Here is a 16,663-nt window from a genome sequence, read left to right on the forward strand (position 1 = left end):
AAAATAACCGCCTTTTTTCAGCTACTGGATAAGAAAGTGACCGTATCTTCTCATCGTCTTGAACTGTTAAGCCCGGCACGCGATGCCGCCATTGCCCGCGAAGCTATTTTGCACGGTGCCGATGCTGTTTATATCGGCGGCCCTGGTTTTGGTGCCCGTCATAACGCCAGTAATAGTCTGAAAGATATCGCCGAACTGGTGCCATTTGCCCACCGTTATGGCGCAAAAATTTTCGTCACGCTTAACACCATTTTGCATGACGACGAACTGGAACCGGCGCAACGACTGATTACCGATCTTTACCAGACAGGCGTAGATGCGCTGATTGTTCAGGACATGGGGATTCTGGAACTTGATATTCCGCCGATTGAACTGCACGCAAGTACGCAGTGTGATATTCGCACTGTAGAGAAAGCGAAGTTCCTCTCTGACGTTGGCTTTACCCAGATTGTGCTGGCACGTGAGCTTAACCTGGAGCAGATTCGTGCGATTCATCAGGCCACGGACGCGACTATTGAGTTCTTTATTCATGGCGCATTGTGTGTGGCATATTCCGGTCAGTGCTACATTTCTCATGCACAAACGGGACGTAGCGCCAACCGTGGTGATTGCTCCCAGGCGTGCCGTTTGCCATACACGTTGAAAGACGATCAGGGGCGGGTGGTTTCTTATGAAAAACATCTGCTGTCGATGAAAGATAACGATCAGACTGCCAACCTGGGCGCGTTGATCGATGCGGGCGTGCGTTCTTTCAAGATTGAAGGGCGTTACAAAGATATGAGCTACGTGAAGAATATCACCGCCCATTATCGCCAGATGCTGGATGCCATTATTGAAGAGCGCGGCGATCTGGCTCGTGCTTCATCAGGTCGTACTGAACATTTCTTTGTGCCATCGACAGAAAAAACCTTCCATCGTGGTAGCACCGACTACTTTGTTAACGCGCGTAAAGGTGACATTGGCGCGTTCGATTCGCCGAAATTTATCGGCCTGCCGGTGGGTGAAGTATTGAAAGTGGCGAAAGATCATCTCGATGTTGCCGTCACCGAGCCACTGGCAAATGGCGATGGCCTGAACGTAATGATTAAACGTGAAGTGGTTGGCTTTCGTGCCAATACGGTAGAGAAAACCGGAGAAAATCACTACCGCGTCTGGCCAAATGAAATGCCAGCAGATTTGCATAAAATTCGCCCACATCATCCGCTTAACCGTAACCTTGACCATAACTGGCAACAGGCACTGACGAAAACCTCCAGCGAGCGTCGGATCGCGGTAGACATTGAACTGGGTGGCTGGCAAGAACAACTCATTCTGACGTTAACCAGCGAAGAGGGCGTTAGCATCACTCATACCCTGGATGGGCAGTTCGACGAAGCGAATAACGCCGAAAAAGCGCTGAATAACCTGAAAGATGGCCTGGCAAAACTGGGGCAAACCATCTATTACGCCCGCGATGTGCAAATTAATTTGCCGGGGGCGCTGTTTGTGCCAAACAGTCTGTTAAATCAGTTCCGCCGTGAAGCCGTCGAAATGCTGGATGCTGCACGTCTTGCCAGCTACCAGCGCGGCAGTCGTAAACCGGTTGCTGAACCTGCGCCGGTTTATCCGCAAACGCATTTGAGTTTCCTCGCGAACGTCTACAACCATAAAGCACGCGAGTTCTATCATCGCTATGGCGTACAACTGATTGATGCGGCGTATGAAGCGCATGAAGAGAAGGGCGAAGTCCCGGTGATGATCACCAAACACTGCCTGCGCTTTGCCTTCAATCTGTGTCCGAAACAGGCGAAAGGTAATATTAAAAGCTGGAAGGCAACGCCGATGCAACTGGTTAACGGTGATGAAGTACTAACGCTGAAGTTTGATTGCCGCCCGTGTGAGATGCACGTCATCGGTAAAATTAAAAATCATATTCTGAAAATGCCGTTACCGGGAAGCGTTGTCGCATCTGTAAGCCCGGATGATCTGCTGAAAACATTGCCGAAGCGGAAAGGATAAAACGCAAGCTTTCAGGGGTATTCACAACTCATTGAATCTGCATGATATTGTTGCCGGATCAGGCGTTCATGCCACATCCGGCAACAAACGACTCAAGGTTGTCCCGTTTCTGGTTTGCGTGATTTTTGCCAGTAATAATGCTCGCGCAAACCTTCCGCCGACTCTTCCGCTACAGCACGCAATTCATCGCTGTCCGCCTCATGACGCAGTTGATGATCCACATTCTTTACCCACAAAAATTCATGCCCTTTGTGTCCTGCCATCAGCTGTCCTGAGAACAGCGCACACGTTAATAAGACTACCGATAACGCTTTCGTAAACATCCCGCCACCCGTTTATTACACTTTGCCGCTATGATGCCGATAGTTTCTTTGAGTTATTATTCTGTTTTGCAAATTAGCGCAAAGAATTTCTGGAACCTGCCTTCCTGATTTGGCACTGCTTTTCACCGTTGCGGCGAATTAGTGCTATTTTCGAGCAAATTAAAAAAGGAGGTAAACATTAATGTTTACTTTGTTGATATACTCAGCGGCAGGGAGGCGATGTGAAACAAAGCGAGTTCAGACGTTGGCTCGAATCTCAGGGCGTAGATGTGGCGAATGGCAGCAACCATTTGAAACTCAGGTTTCAGGGGCGACGTAGTATCATGCCGCGTCACCCCAGTGACGAGATCAAAGAACCATTGCGTAAAGCAATCCTGAAACAACTCGGTTTAAATTAATCGCCATAAGAAGGTTAATGACATGCGAGAGACAGTCAAAATTATGCGTTATCCCGTCACTCTTACACCTGCGCCGGAAGGCGGTTATGTGGTTTCTTTTGTAGATATCCCTGAAGCGTTAACGCAGGGAGAAACTGTTGCTGAAGCGATGGAAGCAGCAAAAGATGCCTTACTCACCGCATTTGATTTTTATTTTGAAGATAACGAGCTAATCCCGTTGCCTTCGCCATTAAATAACAACTATCACTTTATTGAAGTGCCTTTAAGTGTCGCTTCTAAGGTATTGCTGTTAAATGCTTTTTTGCAGTCAGATATCACCCAGCAAGAGCTGGCGAGGCGGATTGGTAAACCCAGGCAGGAGATCACTCGCTTGTTTGATTTGCATCATGCGACAAAAATCGACGCCGTCCAGCTTGCGGCTAAAGCCCTGGGCAAAGAGTTATCGCTGGTAATGGTTTAATTACAGTTAACGTAAAGTTGTCATTTTTAACAACTGATATAGACTGCCGGATCACCTGCACATAATAACGATCCAATTAATGAAAAAATACCAGCAGCTCGCAGAACTATTACGTGAGCAAATTGCGTCAGGCATCTGGCAACCCGGCGATCGCCTGCCTTCTCTACGTGAACAGGTTGCGCTTTCTGGCATGAGCTTTATGACTGTCGGTCATGCTTATCAGTTGCTCGAAAGTCAGGGGTATATTATTGCGCGGCCGCAGTCAGGTTATTACGTTGCGCCGCGCACGGTGAAATCACCGCAGGCACCTGCTATTCCGGTAACGCGTGATGAAACGGTCGATATTAACACCTATATTTTTGATATGTTGCAGGCCAGTCGCGATCCATCGGTAGTACCGTTTGCTTCAGCCTTTCCCGATCCGCACCTGTTTCCGCTACAGCAACTGAACCGCTCGCTGGCGCAGGTGAGTAAAACCGCCACGGCGATGAGCGTGATTGAAAACTTGCCGCCAGGGAATGCAGAACTGCGTCAGGCTATTGCTCGTCGCTATGCCTTACAAGGCATCACTATTTCTCCTGATGAAATTGTCATTACCGCCGGGGCGTTAGAGGCATTAAACCTCAGTTTGCAAGCGGTCACTGAACCGGGCGATTGGGTGATTGTCGAGAATCCTTGTTTCTACGGCGCGTTGCAGGCGCTGGAGCGGCTACGGCTGAAGGCGTTATCGGTGGCGACGGATGTTAACGAAGGGATCGATCTTCAGGCGCTGGAGCTGGCGTTACAGGAGTATCCGGTCAAAGCCTGCTGGCTGATGACTAATAGCCAGAATCCACTCGGATTTACCTTAACGCCACAGAAAAAAGCGCGGCTGGTAGAGTTGCTCAATCAGTACAACGTGATGTTAATTGAAGATGACGTTTACAGTGAGCTTTACTTTGGTCGGGAAAAACCGCTACCCGCGAAAGCGTGGGATCGTCACGATGGTGTACTGCTTTGCTCATCATTTTCTAAATGTCTGGTGCCAGGTTTTCGCATTGGTTGGGTCGCCGCCGGAATACATGCACGCAAAATCCAGCGATTGCAGTTGATGAGCACGCTTTCCACAAGTTCGCCAATGCAGCTTGCACTGGTGGATTACCTTTCTACTCGCCGTTACGATGCCCATCTTCGTCGTCTACGTCGCCAGCTTGCGGAACGTAAACAACGCGCCTGGCAGGCACTGCTGCGTTATCTGCCTGCGGAAGTAAAAATTCATCATAATGACAGCGGTTATTTTCTCTGGCTGGAGCTTCCCGAACCGTTAGATGCGGGCGAATTAAGTGTTCAGGCATTGGCGCATCACATCAGCATTGCGCCGGGTAAAATGTTTTCTACTGGCGAAAGTTGGTCCCGTTTTTTCCGTTTTAATACTGCATGGCAGTGGGGCGAGCGCGAAGAACAGGCGGTTAAACAATTAGGTCACCTTATTAAAGAATACCTGAAATAGATCCCCATTTAATTTCTCTCAGGTTGGGTAATATGAATTTCTAATAGAAGCTATATTTCCTAACCCCTTGTCTATACTCCAGAAGATAGCTTCTCAAACGGCATAATGCGCGTTAGCTCACATCCTGATTAAATTTTCTCGGGGGCGAGGGTGCGCCTGCAAGCCGCCGTCTATGGTTAAACAAGGAGATATTTTTACGGCACGGCGGCTGAACAATTAATTACGACAGGAGTAAGACTTTATGAGCAAGACATTTGCCCGCAGCAGCCTGTGTGCGCTTACCATGACATTAATGACCGCCCACGCCGCCGAACAGCCTACCAATTTGGATAAACCGGAAGGACGACTGGATATTATCGCCTGGCCGGGATACATCGAACGCGGACAAACCGATAAACAATACGACTGGGTGACGCAATTTGAAAAAGAAACAGGTTGTGCGGTCAATGTGAAAACTGCGGCGACTTCCGATGAAATGGTCAGCCTGATGACCAAAGGAGGTTACGATCTGGTCACGGCGTCCGGCGATGCCTCGCTGCGTTTGATTATGGGTAAACGCGTGCAGCCGATTAATACCGCATTGATTCCCAACTGGAAAATGCTCGATCCGCGCGTGGTTAAAGGCGACTGGTTTAACGTGGGTGGAAAAGTCTATGGCACGCCATATCAATGGGGTCCGAACCTGTTGATGTACAACACCAAAACCTTCCCGACACCACCAGATAGCTGGCAAGTGGTTTTTGTTGAGCAGAATCTACCGGACGGTCAGAGTAATAAAGGCCGCGTACAGGCTTATGACGGCCCTATCTACATTGCGGATGCTGCGCTGTTCGTCAAAGCGACTCAGCCGCAGTTGGGTATCTCCGATCCATACCAACTCACTGAACAACAGTATCAGGCGGTACTGAAAGTGCTGCGCGATCAACATAGTTTGATCCATCGCTACTGGCATGACACTACCGTGCAAATGAGCGATTTCAAAAACGAGGGAGTGGTCGCTTCCAGTGCCTGGCCGTATCAGGCCAACGCCTTGAAAGCCGAAGGCCAACCGATCGCCACCGTCTTCCCGAAAGAGGGCGTTACCGGTTGGGCTGACACCACTATGTTACATAGCGAAGCGAAACATCCGGTTTGTGCCTACAAATGGATGAACTGGTCATTAACGCCGAAGGTGCAGGGCGATGTAGCGGCCTGGTTTGGTTCGCTGCCGGTAGTACCGGAAGGCTGCAAAGCCAGTCCGTTGCTGGGCGATAAAGGCTGTGAAACCAACGGCTTTAACTATTTCGATAAAATTGCCTTCTGGAAAACGCCTATAGCCGAAGGGGGCAAGTTTGTTCCCTACAGTCGCTGGACGCAGGATTACATTGCCATTATGGGCGGTCGCTAACTTCGCTGGGGTGTTTTATGACGTACGCAGTGGAGTTTGACAACGTCTCGCGGTTGTACGGCGACGTGCGCGCGGTAGATGGCGTCAGTATTGCGATAAAAGATGGTGAGTTCTTCTCTATGCTGGGACCGTCCGGTTCCGGCAAAACCACCTGCCTGCGCCTGATTGCTGGCTTCGAACAGCTTTCCGGCGGGGCGATTGCTATCTTTGGCAAACCGGCCAGTAATCTACCGCCGTGGGAGCGGGACGTGAATACCGTCTTCCAGGACTACGCGCTGTTTCCCCATATGTCGATTCTCGAGAATGTGGCCTACGGGCTGATGGTTAAAGGCGTGGATAAAAAGCAGCGGTACGCAATGGCGCAAGAGGCGCTGGAGAAAGTGGCGTTGGGGTTTGTACAGCAACGTAAACCGTCACAGCTTTCTGGTGGTCAGCGCCAGCGAGTCGCCATCGCCAGAGCACTGGTGAACGAACCGCGCGTGTTGTTGCTGGATGAACCGCTCGGCGCACTGGATCTCAAATTGCGCGAACAAATGCAGCTTGAGCTGAAAAAGCTGCAACAGTCGCTCGGTATCACTTTTATTTTCGTTACCCACGATCAGGGCGAAGCGTTATCGATGTCCGATCGTGTGGCGGTTTTCAATAATGGACGCATTGAACAGGTCGATTCCCCGCGCGATCTCTATATGCGCCCGCGCACGCCGTTTGTTGCGGGATTCGTCGGGACATCCAACGTTTTTGATCCGCTAATGGCCGAGAATCTTTGCGGCATGGTGGGCAGTTTTGCCCTGCGGCCGGAACATATTCGCCTGAATACACCAGGTGAAGTGCAGGCCAATGGCACGATTCAGGCGGTGCAATATCAGGGGGCAGCCACACGTTTTGAACTGAAACTGAACAGCGGTGAAAAACTGCTGGTTAGCCAGGCAAATGTAACGGGCGAAGACTTACCCAACACGCTCACGGCTGGTCAACAGGTGATGGTTTCCTGGGCGCGTGATGTGATGGTGCCACTGGTTGAGGAGAGGTGAATGGCGATGAACGTATTGCAATCACCTTCACGTCCTGGTCTGGGTAAGGTGTCCGGTTTCTTCTGGCGTAATCCGGGGCTGGGGCTGTTTTTGCTGCTGCTTGGCCCTCTAATGTGGTTTGGTATTGTCTATTTCGGCTCGCTGCTGACGTTGTTATGGCAGGGCTTTTATACCTTTGACGATTTCACCATGTCGGTAACGCCGGAACTGACGCTGGCGAATATCCGTGCGCTGTTTAATCCGGCGAATTACGACATCATTCTCCGCACACTGACAATGGCTGTGGCAGTCACTATCGCCAGTGCCATTCTGGCCTTTCCGATGGCGTGGTATATGGCGCGCTATACCAGCGGCAAAATGAAAGCGTTCTTTTACATTGCGGTGATGTTGCCCATGTGGGCAAGCTACATTGTTAAAGCCTATGCCTGGACCTTATTGCTGGCTAAAGACGGTGTGGCGCAGTGGTTTTTACAACATCTGGGGCTGGAACCACTGCTGACAGCGTTCCTTACATTACCAGCGGTGGGCGGTAATACGCTGTCAACTTCTGGGCTAGGGCGCTTTCTGGTGTTTCTCTATATCTGGTTGCCGTTCATGATCCTGCCTGTGCAGGCGGCGCTTGAGCGTTTGCCGCCGTCATTGTTGCAGGCGTCGGCTGATCTTGGCGCGCGTCCACGGCAAACCTTTCGCTATGTGGTGCTGCCGCTGGCGATCCCAGGCATCGCGGCTGGCTCTATCTTTACCTTTTCGCTCACACTGGGTGATTTTATCGTCCCACAGCTGGTTGGCCCGCCAGGGTATTTTATCGGCAATATGGTCTACTCCCAGCAGGGAGCGATTGGCAATATGCCGATGGCTGCGGCTTTTACTCTGGTGCCGATAGTCCTTATCGCACTCTATCTGGCGTTCGTGAAACGTCTGGGAGCGTTCGATGCACTCTGAACGCGCACCGTTTTTCCTCAAACTGGCGGCCTGGGGCGGCGTGGGTTTCCTACATTTTCCCATCCTTATTATTGCTGCCTATGCTTTTAATACTGAAGAAGCAGCATTTAGCTTCCCCCCGCAAGGTCTGACACTGCGCTGGTTTAGCGTGGCAGCACAGCGTAGTGATATTCTTGATGCCGTGACACTGTCACTTAAAGTGGCGGCGCTGGCAACATTAATTGCGCTGGTGTTAGGGACGCTGGCAGCTGCCGCGCTGTGGCGACGAGACTTTTTCGGCAAAAACGCCATTTCTCTGTTACTGCTGCTGCCTATTGCGCTGCCAGGCATTGTTACTGGTCTGGCGTTATTAACCGCGTTTAAAACCATCAATCTGGAGCCGGGATTTTTCACCATCGTGGTCGGGCATGCGACTTTTTGCGTAGTGGTGGTGTTTAACAATGTCATTGCCCGTTTTCGCCGCACCTCGTGGAGTCTGGTTGAGGCGTCAATGGATCTTGGGGCTAATGGCTGGCAAACCTTTCGTTATGTGGTGTTGCCGAATCTCAGTTCGGCGCTACTGGCAGGAGGGATGCTGGCGTTTGCCTTGTCGTTCGATGAAATCATCGTTACGACCTTTACGGCAGGCCATGAACGGACGTTACCGTTGTGGTTGCTCAATCAGCTTGGGCGACCACGTGATGTACCGGTAACCAACGTGGTGGCACTGCTGGTTATGTTGGTAACAACCTTGCCGATCCTGGGGGCCTGGTGGCTAACCCGCGAAGGCGACAATGGTCAATAACCACTGATACAGGAATATGCTATGCAACATAAGCTACTGATTAACGGAGAACTGGTTAGCGGCGAAGGGGAAAAACAGCCTGTCTATAATCCGGCAACGGGGGACGTTTTACTGGAGATTGCCGAGGCATCGGCAGAGCAAGTTGATGCTGCTGTTCGCGCGGCAGATGCGGCATTTGCCGAATGGGGGCAAACCACGCCGAAGGTGCGCGCAGAATGCCTGCTGAAACTGGCTGATGTTATTGAAGAAAATGGTCAGGTTTTTGCCGAACTGGAGTCTCGTAACTGTGGCAAGCCTCTGCATAGTGCGTTCAATGATGAAATTCCTGCGATTGTCGATGTTTTTCGCTTTTTCGCCGGAGCTGCTCGCTGCCTGAATGGTCTGGCGGCAGGAGAATATCTCGAGGGACATACTTCGATGATCCGCCGCGATCCGCTGGGCGTTGTGGCTTCTATTGCCCCCTGGAATTACCCATTGATGATGGCTGCATGGAAACTGGCTCCGGCACTGGCGGCGGGGAACTGCGTGGTACTGAAGCCATCAGAAATCACGCCGCTGACCGCACTAAAACTGGCAGAGCTGGCGAAAGATATCTTCCCGCCGGGCGTGATCAACGTACTGTTTGGCCGGGGCCAGACCGTGGGCGATCCGCTGACCGGGCATCAAAAAGTGCGCATGGTTTCGCTGACGGGGTCTATCGCCACCGGTGAGCACATCATCAGCCATACCGCGCCATCCATTAAGCGCACCCACATGGAGTTAGGCGGCAAAGCGCCGGTCATTGTTTTTGATGATGCTGATATTGAAGCTGTGGTTGAAGGTGTCCGCACGTTTGGTTATTACAACGCTGGACAGGATTGCACCGCAGCTTGTCGAATCTATGCGCAAAAAGGCATTTACGATGCGCTGGTGGAAAAACTCGGCGCCGCTGTCGCAACCTTGAAATCGGGCGCGCCAGATGACGAATCAACAGAACTGGGGCCGTTGAGTTCCCAGGCTCATCTCGACCGCGTCAGCAAAGCAGTGGAAGAGGCGAAAGCGACGGGACACATTAAAGTGATCACCGGTGGGGAGAAACGAAAAGGTAACGGTTATTACTATACGCCGACGCTGCTGGCAGGCGCGTTGCAAGAAGATGCTATCGTTCAAAGAGAGGTATTTGGTCCAGTGGTGAGCGTGACTGTCTTCGATAATGAAGAACAGGTAGTGAACTGGGCAAATGATAGCCAGTATGGCTTAGCCTCTTCAGTGTGGACGAAAGATGTGGGGCGGGCGCATCGCGTTAGTGCACGTCTGCAATATGGCTGCACATGGGTCAATACCCATTTCATGCTGGTAAGTGAAATGCCGCACGGTGGTCAGAAACTTTCAGGTTATGGCAAGGATATGTCACTTTATGGGCTGGAGGATTACACCGTTGTCCGCCACGTAATGGTTAAACATTAAGGATAATATTGTAGCCAGGGAGAGTGTGAGAAGATCTAACACACTGTCAGAGAGTTGATATCTCTCTGACAGTGTGTACTGCGTGCAATATCGCTACATCAAATAAACCAACCAAATCTCATAGAGATAAGAGCAAACAATCCAACAGCAGCAAAGAGATTTATAAGCACTACAGTTCTACTGGAAACATTCATATTTTGCCACCTTTTGTCATAGCCCCTATGTGTATAGTACGGGTTAAGTAAATCTGCAATAATACTCATTCTGAAGATGGACAAGGGAAGCTCCCGGGTTATGGAAATATCTCAAACGGGTTGAAAAACTTGATGTGCATCAAAAAATAACGCATATTTGCGTGCGTTTTATTCCTCTGGCTGGATGCCCGTACATGTCTCTTTATCAATACCTGCTTGTTTTTTATGCTGTTATGGCAGCTATCGCGTTTGTTGCTACCTGGTTTCTTTCCCACGAGAAGAAGCACATTCGTTTTCTGAGCGCCTTCCTGGTAGCGGTGACCTGGCCGATGAGTTTTCCGGTGGCGCTGCTGTTTTCGCTGTTTTAAATCTTGAGCACTAGCTTGACGGCACAACGCAGACTTATATCATTTGGGAGAATCGATAATTTTCACAAGTGGCTAAGGAGAAAGTATGTCGCATCTGGAAGAGGTCATCGCACGCGTGGATGCAGCGATTGATGAGAGCGTCATTGCCCATATGAACGAATTATTAATCGCCCTGAGCGATGACGCAGAGTTAAGCCGGGAGGAACGTTACACTCAGCAGCAGCGTTTGCGTACAGCAATCGCTCATCACGGGCGTAAGCATAAAGAAGATATGGAAGCTCGCCACGAACAGTTAACCAAAGGCGGCACTATCCTGTGATTAAAACGAGCGTCTGGCCACCAGCCAGGCGCCAACCACAAGTAAAATTGCGCCACAAATTGGGCCGATCAACGCCCGTAATGGCACGCCATGGCTACGCAAAATATCCAGCACCAGCCCTCCAATCAACTGACTGGCGACCAGTACTGCAATGGTCGTTGCCGCGCCAACGTTTTGATATCCGCTGATACTGGAAAAGACAAAAAATGATCCCAGCAAGCCAGGAATCAGTGTCCACCAACGCACGCTGGAAACCAGTTCGCCAAACCCCTCCATCCCTTGTTTAAACCATAAAATGGAGACGAATAGCACAATCCCCACCAGTGAGTTCAGCAGCATGGCGATGAGAATGGTTGAGGACGTCTGGGTGATGCGCACCATCAGCGTGTTTTGCACCACCAGGCCAATTCCGGCGGCAATCAAAAAGGCAAGGGTGAGCGACTGATTCATCCAATCGCGTCCGGTTCAGTGCGCTCGTCGAGTTGCAACTGCATAAATGTCAGATCCAGCCAACGACCAAATTTAGTGCCTACCTGCGGCATTTGTGCGGTGACGACAAATCCCAGCGACTGGTGGAGATGCAGCGAGGCCTGATTTTGCGATTCGATCCCGGCGACCATGACATGCTTCCCGCAATCCCGCGCTTCATCAATCAATCGGCTTAACAATTTACGCCCAAGACCTTTGCCCTGATGATCTGGATGGACATAAACCGAATGTTCCACGGTATGGCGAAAACCGTCGAAACTACGCCAGTCGCCAAACGAGGCATATCCAGTCACTACGCCGTTTTCCTCGCTCACCAGCACTGGATAACCTGCTAAAGTCCGCGCTTCAAACCAGGCAATGCGGTTATCTGCATCCACAGTTTGGTCATTCCAGATAGCCGCCGTATACAACACGGCGTGGTTATAAATTTCCGCAATAGCAGCACAATCGGCTTTGCAGGCAAAACGGATGGACATATCTGGCCTCGATTAAATATTGATGATGATGTTATCAATACTATCGAAAACAGCCGGAAGCAACGCAATCTACAATGAAATTATTGCGTGTTGTGGGAGGAATGTGATGCATACAGACAAATATAACCACGTGTGCCTGCTACCATTGATCGATTCATGCCAAAAGCACAGGAGAGCATTATGGGGCAACAAAAGCAGCGTAACCGCCGTTGGGTTCTGGCCTCGCGTCCGCATGGCGCGCCGGTTCCGGATAATTTTCGTCTTGAAGAAGATGATGTCGCCACGCCGGGTGAAGGACAGGTGTTACTGCGCACAGTTTATTTGTCACTGGACCCGTATATGCGTGGACGTATGAGCGATGAGCCATCTTATTCACCGCCCGTTGATATTGGCGGGGTGATGGTCGGCGGTACGGTGAGCCGTGTCGTGGAGTCGAATCATCCTGATTACCAGCCTGGCGACTGGGTGCTGGGCTACAGTGGATGGCAGGACTATGACATATCCAGTGGCGATGAACTGGTGAAACTTGGCGATCATCCGGAAAATCCTTCGTGGTCGCTGGGTGTGCTGGGGATGCCCGGCTTTACCGCTTATATGGGCCTGCTGGATATCGGTCAGCCCAAAGAGGGCGAAACGTTGGTGGTTGCTGCAGCGACAGGACCAGTGGGCGCCACGGTGGGGCAAATCGGCAAACTGAAAGGTTGTCGCGTTGTGGGGGTAGCAGGTGGCGCGGAAAAATGCCGCCATGCTACCGAGGTGCTGGGCTTCGATGTTTGCCTTGACCACCACGCGGATGATTTTGCCGGGCAGCTGGCGAAAGCGTGTCCGAAAGGTGTTGATATCTATTATGAAAATGTTGGCGGAAAAGTGTTTGATGCCGTGCTGCCGTTGCTCAATACCTCCGCGCGTATTCCTGTCTGTGGCTTAGTAAGTGGCTATAATGCGACGGAGTTGCCATCGGGGCCAGACCGTTTACCGTTGTTGATGGCCACGGTGCTGAAAAAACGCATTCGCTTGCAAGGGTTTATTATTAGTCAGGATTATGGTCACCGAATCCATGAGTTTCAGCAAGAGATGGGGCAGTGGGTAAAAGAGGGAAAAATTCACTATCGTGAACAAGTTACCAACGGTTTGGAGAACGCCCCACAGACCTTTATTGGCCTGCTGAACGGCAAAAACTTCGGTAAAGTTGTTATTCGCGTCGCGGATGATGACTAAAGATACGACGGCGGCGTAAAGCCGCCACAAAAATCCAGGCAAAAATCTTATTTCCAGCTTTAATTAACTAACCACATCACTGTTCGACGGCTAATAACAATAAAGATGAGTGGATAATGGTTATTCAGCTTCATACACCAGGTAAACGACTTCTGCTATACCGGCAGAGTTGGAACGAATACACGTGAAGGAAATAACATGCCTGGAACGGAAAAAATACCGCATATCAGTTTGACTATGCAGGTTGAGAACGACCTGAAACATCAGCTTAGTATTGGTGCACTGAAACCTGGCGCACGCTTGATCACTAAAAATCTGGCGGAGCAATTAGGCATGAGTATTACACCTGTACGTGAAGCACTATTACGCCTGGTTTCGGTTAATGCGCTCTCTGTCGCACCTGCACAAGCATTTACAGTACCGGAAGTGAGGCAAAGTCAATTAGACGAAATCAATCGGATCCGCTACGAACTGGAATTAATGGCAGTTGTCCAGGCCGTTGAAAACATTTCCTCGCAAGACATAGCGGAACTACAGAAATTGCTCGAGAAATTACAGCAGGCGCAAGAAAATGGCGATATGGAACAACTCATTAATGCAAACAGACTATTCCGCTTAGCGATTTACCATCGCTCAAATATGCCCATCCTGTGTGAAATTATTGAGCAATTATGGGTCAGGATGGGACCTGGTTTACATTATCTTTATGAAGCGATTAATCCAGCGGAATTACGTGAGCGTATTGAAAGCTATCATGTACTATTCGCCGCGTTAAAAGCAAAAGACAAAGAGGGATGCAGACATTGTCTTGCTGAAATTATGCAAAAAAACGTTGCTATGTTGTGCCAGCAATACAGTTGTTAAATTAAAACGCCCGGCAAATATCGGGCATCAATGTATACTCGTCATACTTCAAGTTGCATGTGCTGCGTCTGCGGGTTATTCGGCCCATCCATGGGTCTCACCCCTTACGGGGCCGCTGCAACTCGAATTATTTAGAGTATAGTTATTCAAATCGCCATGCGATATTCACGCCCACACCATAATTACGCCCGGGAGCTGGTTCGTAATATCGACCATTTGATTCATTAACAATCACCGATCCGACATATTCTTTATCGAATAAATTATCGACACGACCAAATAAATCCATAGTTAGATTGTGGTAATTGTATTTATACCCGGTGAATAAGCCGACGAGAGTATAAGAAGGCGCTTTGGCCGTATTTTCATCATCTGCCATTATATCGCCCATGTAACGCGCTTCCGTGCCTGCATACCAGCCATCTTCCGGTACATAACCTATCGACGCAAAACCCATATTACGGGCGATCCCTGGCATCCGGTTACCGTTACAATCCTGTTCACTGCAAACATTGCTGCGATAGGTGGCATCAAGCCAGGTCCAGGACGCTTTTACGCGAAAATCTCCCGCGAAACGTTGATCCCATGCCAGTTCAGCGCCTTGACGACGGGTCTTTCCGGCATTTTTGTAAGTCGTACGCCCACCGCTACTGCTATCGACAACAATTTCATCATCGGTGTCGGTCTGGAACAATGCGAGACTAAGCAACCCATCACCAATACGCGTTTTACTGCCGATCTCAATTGTATCGTTGGTGGAAGGTTTTAAACCAAAGTTCATACCGCTTTGCCCATCAGCGCGATAAGACAGTTCATTAATCGTCGGCGTTTCAAAACCGCGTCCGGCTGCCAGATAAATATTCCAGGCATCGGTCATTGCATATTTTAGCGATCCGGCTGGTAGCCATTTGTGATAACTGGCATCACCGCTGTCATCGCCGTTACCCGGAGTAACGTAATGATCGTTGGAATCAAACCATACGGAGCTGTAGCGCACGCCAGCATCCAGTGACAGTTTTTCGCTCAGCTGCCACTGCGTCTGTAAATAGGGGTCGACGTTCCACATCAGATTGCGTTCGTCACGGCGCAACTCACCTTTTTGCCCGTATTCTGGCACGCCGCTATTCAGTCGGAAGTTATTGTAGCCTTTGCGGTTTTCACTCATGTTTTCGTAGTTCAGGCCGGTAGTGAACGTGAGCGGAACGCCCAGCTTGCCACGGTGTGCCCAGCGGCTGTCTATCCCCTGGTAATGGCGTTGCAGAGTAATCACGCCGCCCGCATGCGACGGGTTAAGTTGGGGGGCCATCGGGATTGACTGGTACTGGGTCGTTTCTCGCTCTCCGGCATACATCATCACACTCATATCATCCCGCGAACTCAGGCTACGCTCATAGCGCAACCCAGCTTGAGTTTGCTTGATAGTTTTTCGCGTGTCGTACTGTTCAGCGCGTGGCGCTTGTTGTGGATTCGCCTTCCATTCTGCTTCGGTTAATCCACCAGGGTCATCTGCTTTGATATCCACGCTGTTGAAAATCAGGCTTAATTTGCTGGCGTCATCAATGCGTACGCCCAGTTTGGCATTGGCTAAATTTTTCTGTGCACCACTATGGTCACGATAGCCGTGGGTCGTAAAGCGTGTGATTGAGACGGTGTAATCGACATCGCCCGGCTGTGTGCCGTCGCCCGTTGCGCCCGTTGCTTTCAGCTCATAGCGCCAGCTGCCAAAACTGCCATAGTAACTACTGGCTTCAATGGTTGGCGGTTGCTGTCCGGTTTGAGTAGTGACATTTATCACCCCGCCAGACGCGTTGCCATACAGGGCAGAGAAGGGGCCACGCAGCACTTCCACATTTTGCACACTGCTTAAATCGATGTTGGATGTTTGCCCTTGTCCGTCGGGCATGGTGGCGGGAATACCGTCCACATACAGACGAATACCCCGAATTCCGTAAGTGGAGCGGGAACCAAATCCGCGAATCGACAGCTGTAAATCTTGCGCATAGTTCTGCCGGTTTTGTACCTGCAAACCAGGCACGCTGGTCAGTGATTCAGACAAATTGATGCGCGGTGTTGCCAGGCGCATTTCTTCGCCATCCACCACGCTTACTGCTGCTGGCGTATCCAGCTCGGAAATCACTTGTGGCGCGGCACTGACAATCATGGTTTGTTCATTGGTTGCAAAAGCGGAAGGGGAAAGGGCAATCAGTGCGGGCAAAACAGTCTGTCGGACGGAGAAAATCTTCATGAAAAAAGCCAGGTTAAGAATGGGAATACGCCGTCATGGTAATGAAATTGTAAATTTATGGAAAACGAAACGGCACAATACGTTAACTAATTGAGAAAATTGTAGTCGTAACGGCAAGAAATACTCCACATTTGAGAAAATAATGATTACCATTCCCATTTATAACAAGGGTGTAACGATGATTACGCTCAGCGAAGCATTGTGAAGCAGCAAAAATATCGGTTCATCAAAG

18 protein-coding genes are annotated in these 16,663 nt (G+C 50.3%); 13 read left to right on the forward strand and 5 right to left on the reverse strand.

What is annotated here, in order from left to right:
* Positions 1-36 precede the first annotated feature (36 nt).
* A complete protein-coding gene (gene rlhA / locus FEK43_RS03600) occupies positions 37-1,998 on the forward strand; it encodes a 23S rRNA 5-hydroxycytidine C2501 synthase (protein ID WP_130210251.1) in 1,962 nt (653 codons plus the stop codon).
* Positions 1,999-2,090: 92 nt separating this feature from the next.
* Here the strand turns inward: rlhA and FEK43_RS03605 are convergent, their stop codons facing one another.
* Entirely contained in the window at positions 2,091-2,321 is a 231-nt protein-coding gene (locus tag FEK43_RS03605) for a YncJ family protein (protein ID WP_130260851.1), read from the reverse strand.
* A gap of 221 nt (positions 2,322-2,542) precedes the next feature.
* On the opposite strand from FEK43_RS03605, the gene FEK43_RS03610 reads away from it, so the two are divergent.
* The 8 genes from FEK43_RS03610 to patD all read left to right on the forward strand — a co-directional run bounded on the left by FEK43_RS03610 (position 2,543) and on the right by patD (position 10,258).
* Entirely contained in the window at positions 2,543-2,719 is a 177-nt protein-coding gene (locus tag FEK43_RS03610) for a type II toxin-antitoxin system HicA family toxin (protein WP_103852386.1), read from the forward strand.
* A gap of 43 nt (positions 2,720-2,762) precedes the next feature.
* Positions 2,763-3,179 carry a type II toxin-antitoxin system antitoxin HicB gene (hicB, locus tag FEK43_RS03615; protein ID WP_135406760.1) on the forward strand — a complete coding sequence of 139 codons (417 nt, stop codon included), beginning with the start codon at positions 2,763-2,765 and terminating at the stop codon, positions 3,177-3,179.
* 79 nt (positions 3,180-3,258) lie between these two features.
* Positions 3,259-4,668 (forward strand): PLP-dependent aminotransferase family protein, encoded by a 1,410-nt coding sequence (locus FEK43_RS03620; protein ID WP_135406546.1) that lies wholly within the window; start codon positions 3,259-3,261, stop codon positions 4,666-4,668.
* A gap of 241 nt (positions 4,669-4,909) precedes the next feature.
* On the forward strand, positions 4,910-6,055 hold the full coding sequence (gene ydcS, locus FEK43_RS03625; RefSeq protein WP_135406548.1) for a putative ABC transporter substrate-binding protein YdcS: 1,146 nt from the start codon (positions 4,910-4,912) through the stop codon (positions 6,053-6,055).
* A gap of 17 nt (positions 6,056-6,072) precedes the next feature.
* A complete protein-coding gene (locus tag FEK43_RS03630) occupies positions 6,073-7,086 on the forward strand; it encodes an ABC transporter ATP-binding protein (RefSeq protein WP_131161502.1) in 1,014 nt (337 codons plus the stop codon).
* The gene (locus FEK43_RS03635; RefSeq protein WP_001251315.1) at positions 7,087-8,028 is read left to right on the forward strand and encodes an ABC transporter permease; all 942 of its coding nucleotides are present in this window, start codon (positions 7,087-7,089) and stop codon (positions 8,026-8,028) included. It begins immediately after the preceding gene.
* Complete coding sequence (locus FEK43_RS03640) at positions 8,018-8,812, forward strand: ABC transporter permease (RefSeq protein ID WP_135406550.1); 795 nt, start codon at positions 8,018-8,020, stop codon at positions 8,810-8,812. Before FEK43_RS03635 ends, FEK43_RS03640 begins: the two co-directional genes overlap by 11 nt.
* 21 nt (positions 8,813-8,833) lie before the next feature.
* The gene (patD, locus tag FEK43_RS03645; RefSeq protein ID WP_131161500.1) at positions 8,834-10,258 is read left to right on the forward strand and encodes an aminobutyraldehyde dehydrogenase; all 1,425 of its coding nucleotides are present in this window, start codon (positions 8,834-8,836) and stop codon (positions 10,256-10,258) included.
* 98 nt (positions 10,259-10,356) lie between these two features.
* Here patD and yncL read toward each other — a convergent pair whose 3' ends face one another.
* Positions 10,357-10,452, reverse strand: coding sequence for a stress response membrane protein YncL (gene yncL, locus FEK43_RS03650; RefSeq protein WP_074399477.1), 96 nt, complete (start codon positions 10,450-10,452; stop codon positions 10,357-10,359).
* Positions 10,453-10,646: 194 nt separating this feature from the next.
* Here yncL and FEK43_RS03655 point away from each other — a divergent pair, with 194 nt between their 5' ends.
* Both FEK43_RS03655 and ydcY read left to right on the forward strand, forming a co-directional pair.
* Positions 10,647-10,820, forward strand: a complete 174-nt coding sequence (locus FEK43_RS03655) for a GhoT/OrtT family toxin (protein ID WP_135406552.1) — start codon at positions 10,647-10,649, stop codon at positions 10,818-10,820.
* Between the two features lie 85 nt (positions 10,821-10,905).
* Positions 10,906-11,139, forward strand: coding sequence for a DUF2526 family protein YdcY (gene ydcY / locus FEK43_RS03660; RefSeq protein WP_113649882.1), 234 nt, complete (start codon positions 10,906-10,908; stop codon positions 11,137-11,139).
* On the opposite strand, the gene FEK43_RS03665 is transcribed toward ydcY, so the two are convergent.
* Positions 11,140-11,589 carry a DMT family transporter gene (locus FEK43_RS03665; RefSeq protein ID WP_135406554.1) on the reverse strand — a complete coding sequence of 150 codons (450 nt, stop codon included), beginning with the start codon at positions 11,587-11,589 and terminating at the stop codon, positions 11,140-11,142.
* Entirely contained in the window at positions 11,586-12,104 is a 519-nt protein-coding gene (gene mddA / locus FEK43_RS03670; RefSeq protein WP_130222672.1) for an L-methionine sulfoximine/L-methionine sulfone acetyltransferase, read from the reverse strand. The genes FEK43_RS03665 and mddA overlap by 4 nt, the downstream gene beginning before the upstream one ends.
* A 180-nt stretch (positions 12,105-12,284) precedes the next feature.
* Here mddA and curA point away from each other — a divergent pair, with 180 nt between their 5' ends.
* A complete protein-coding gene (gene curA, locus FEK43_RS03675) occupies positions 12,285-13,322 on the forward strand; it encodes an NADPH-dependent curcumin/dihydrocurcumin reductase (RefSeq protein WP_135406557.1) in 1,038 nt (345 codons plus the stop codon).
* Between the two features lie 198 nt (positions 13,323-13,520).
* Positions 13,521-14,186: a colanic acid/biofilm transcriptional regulator McbR gene (gene mcbR, locus FEK43_RS03680; RefSeq protein WP_138158427.1), complete on the forward strand. Its 666-nt coding sequence runs from the start codon at positions 13,521-13,523 to the stop codon at positions 14,184-14,186.
* 142 nt (positions 14,187-14,328) lie between these two features.
* On the opposite strand, the gene pqqU is transcribed toward mcbR, so the two are convergent.
* The gene (gene pqqU, locus FEK43_RS03685; protein WP_135406559.1) at positions 14,329-16,431 is read right to left on the reverse strand and encodes a TonB-dependent receptor PqqU; all 2,103 of its coding nucleotides are present in this window, start codon (positions 16,429-16,431) and stop codon (positions 14,329-14,331) included.
* Between the last annotated feature and the right edge of the window lie 232 nt (positions 16,432-16,663).

The organism is Escherichia sp. E2562, assembly GCF_005781075.1.
GTDB lineage: Bacteria > Pseudomonadota > Gammaproteobacteria > Enterobacterales > Enterobacteriaceae > Escherichia.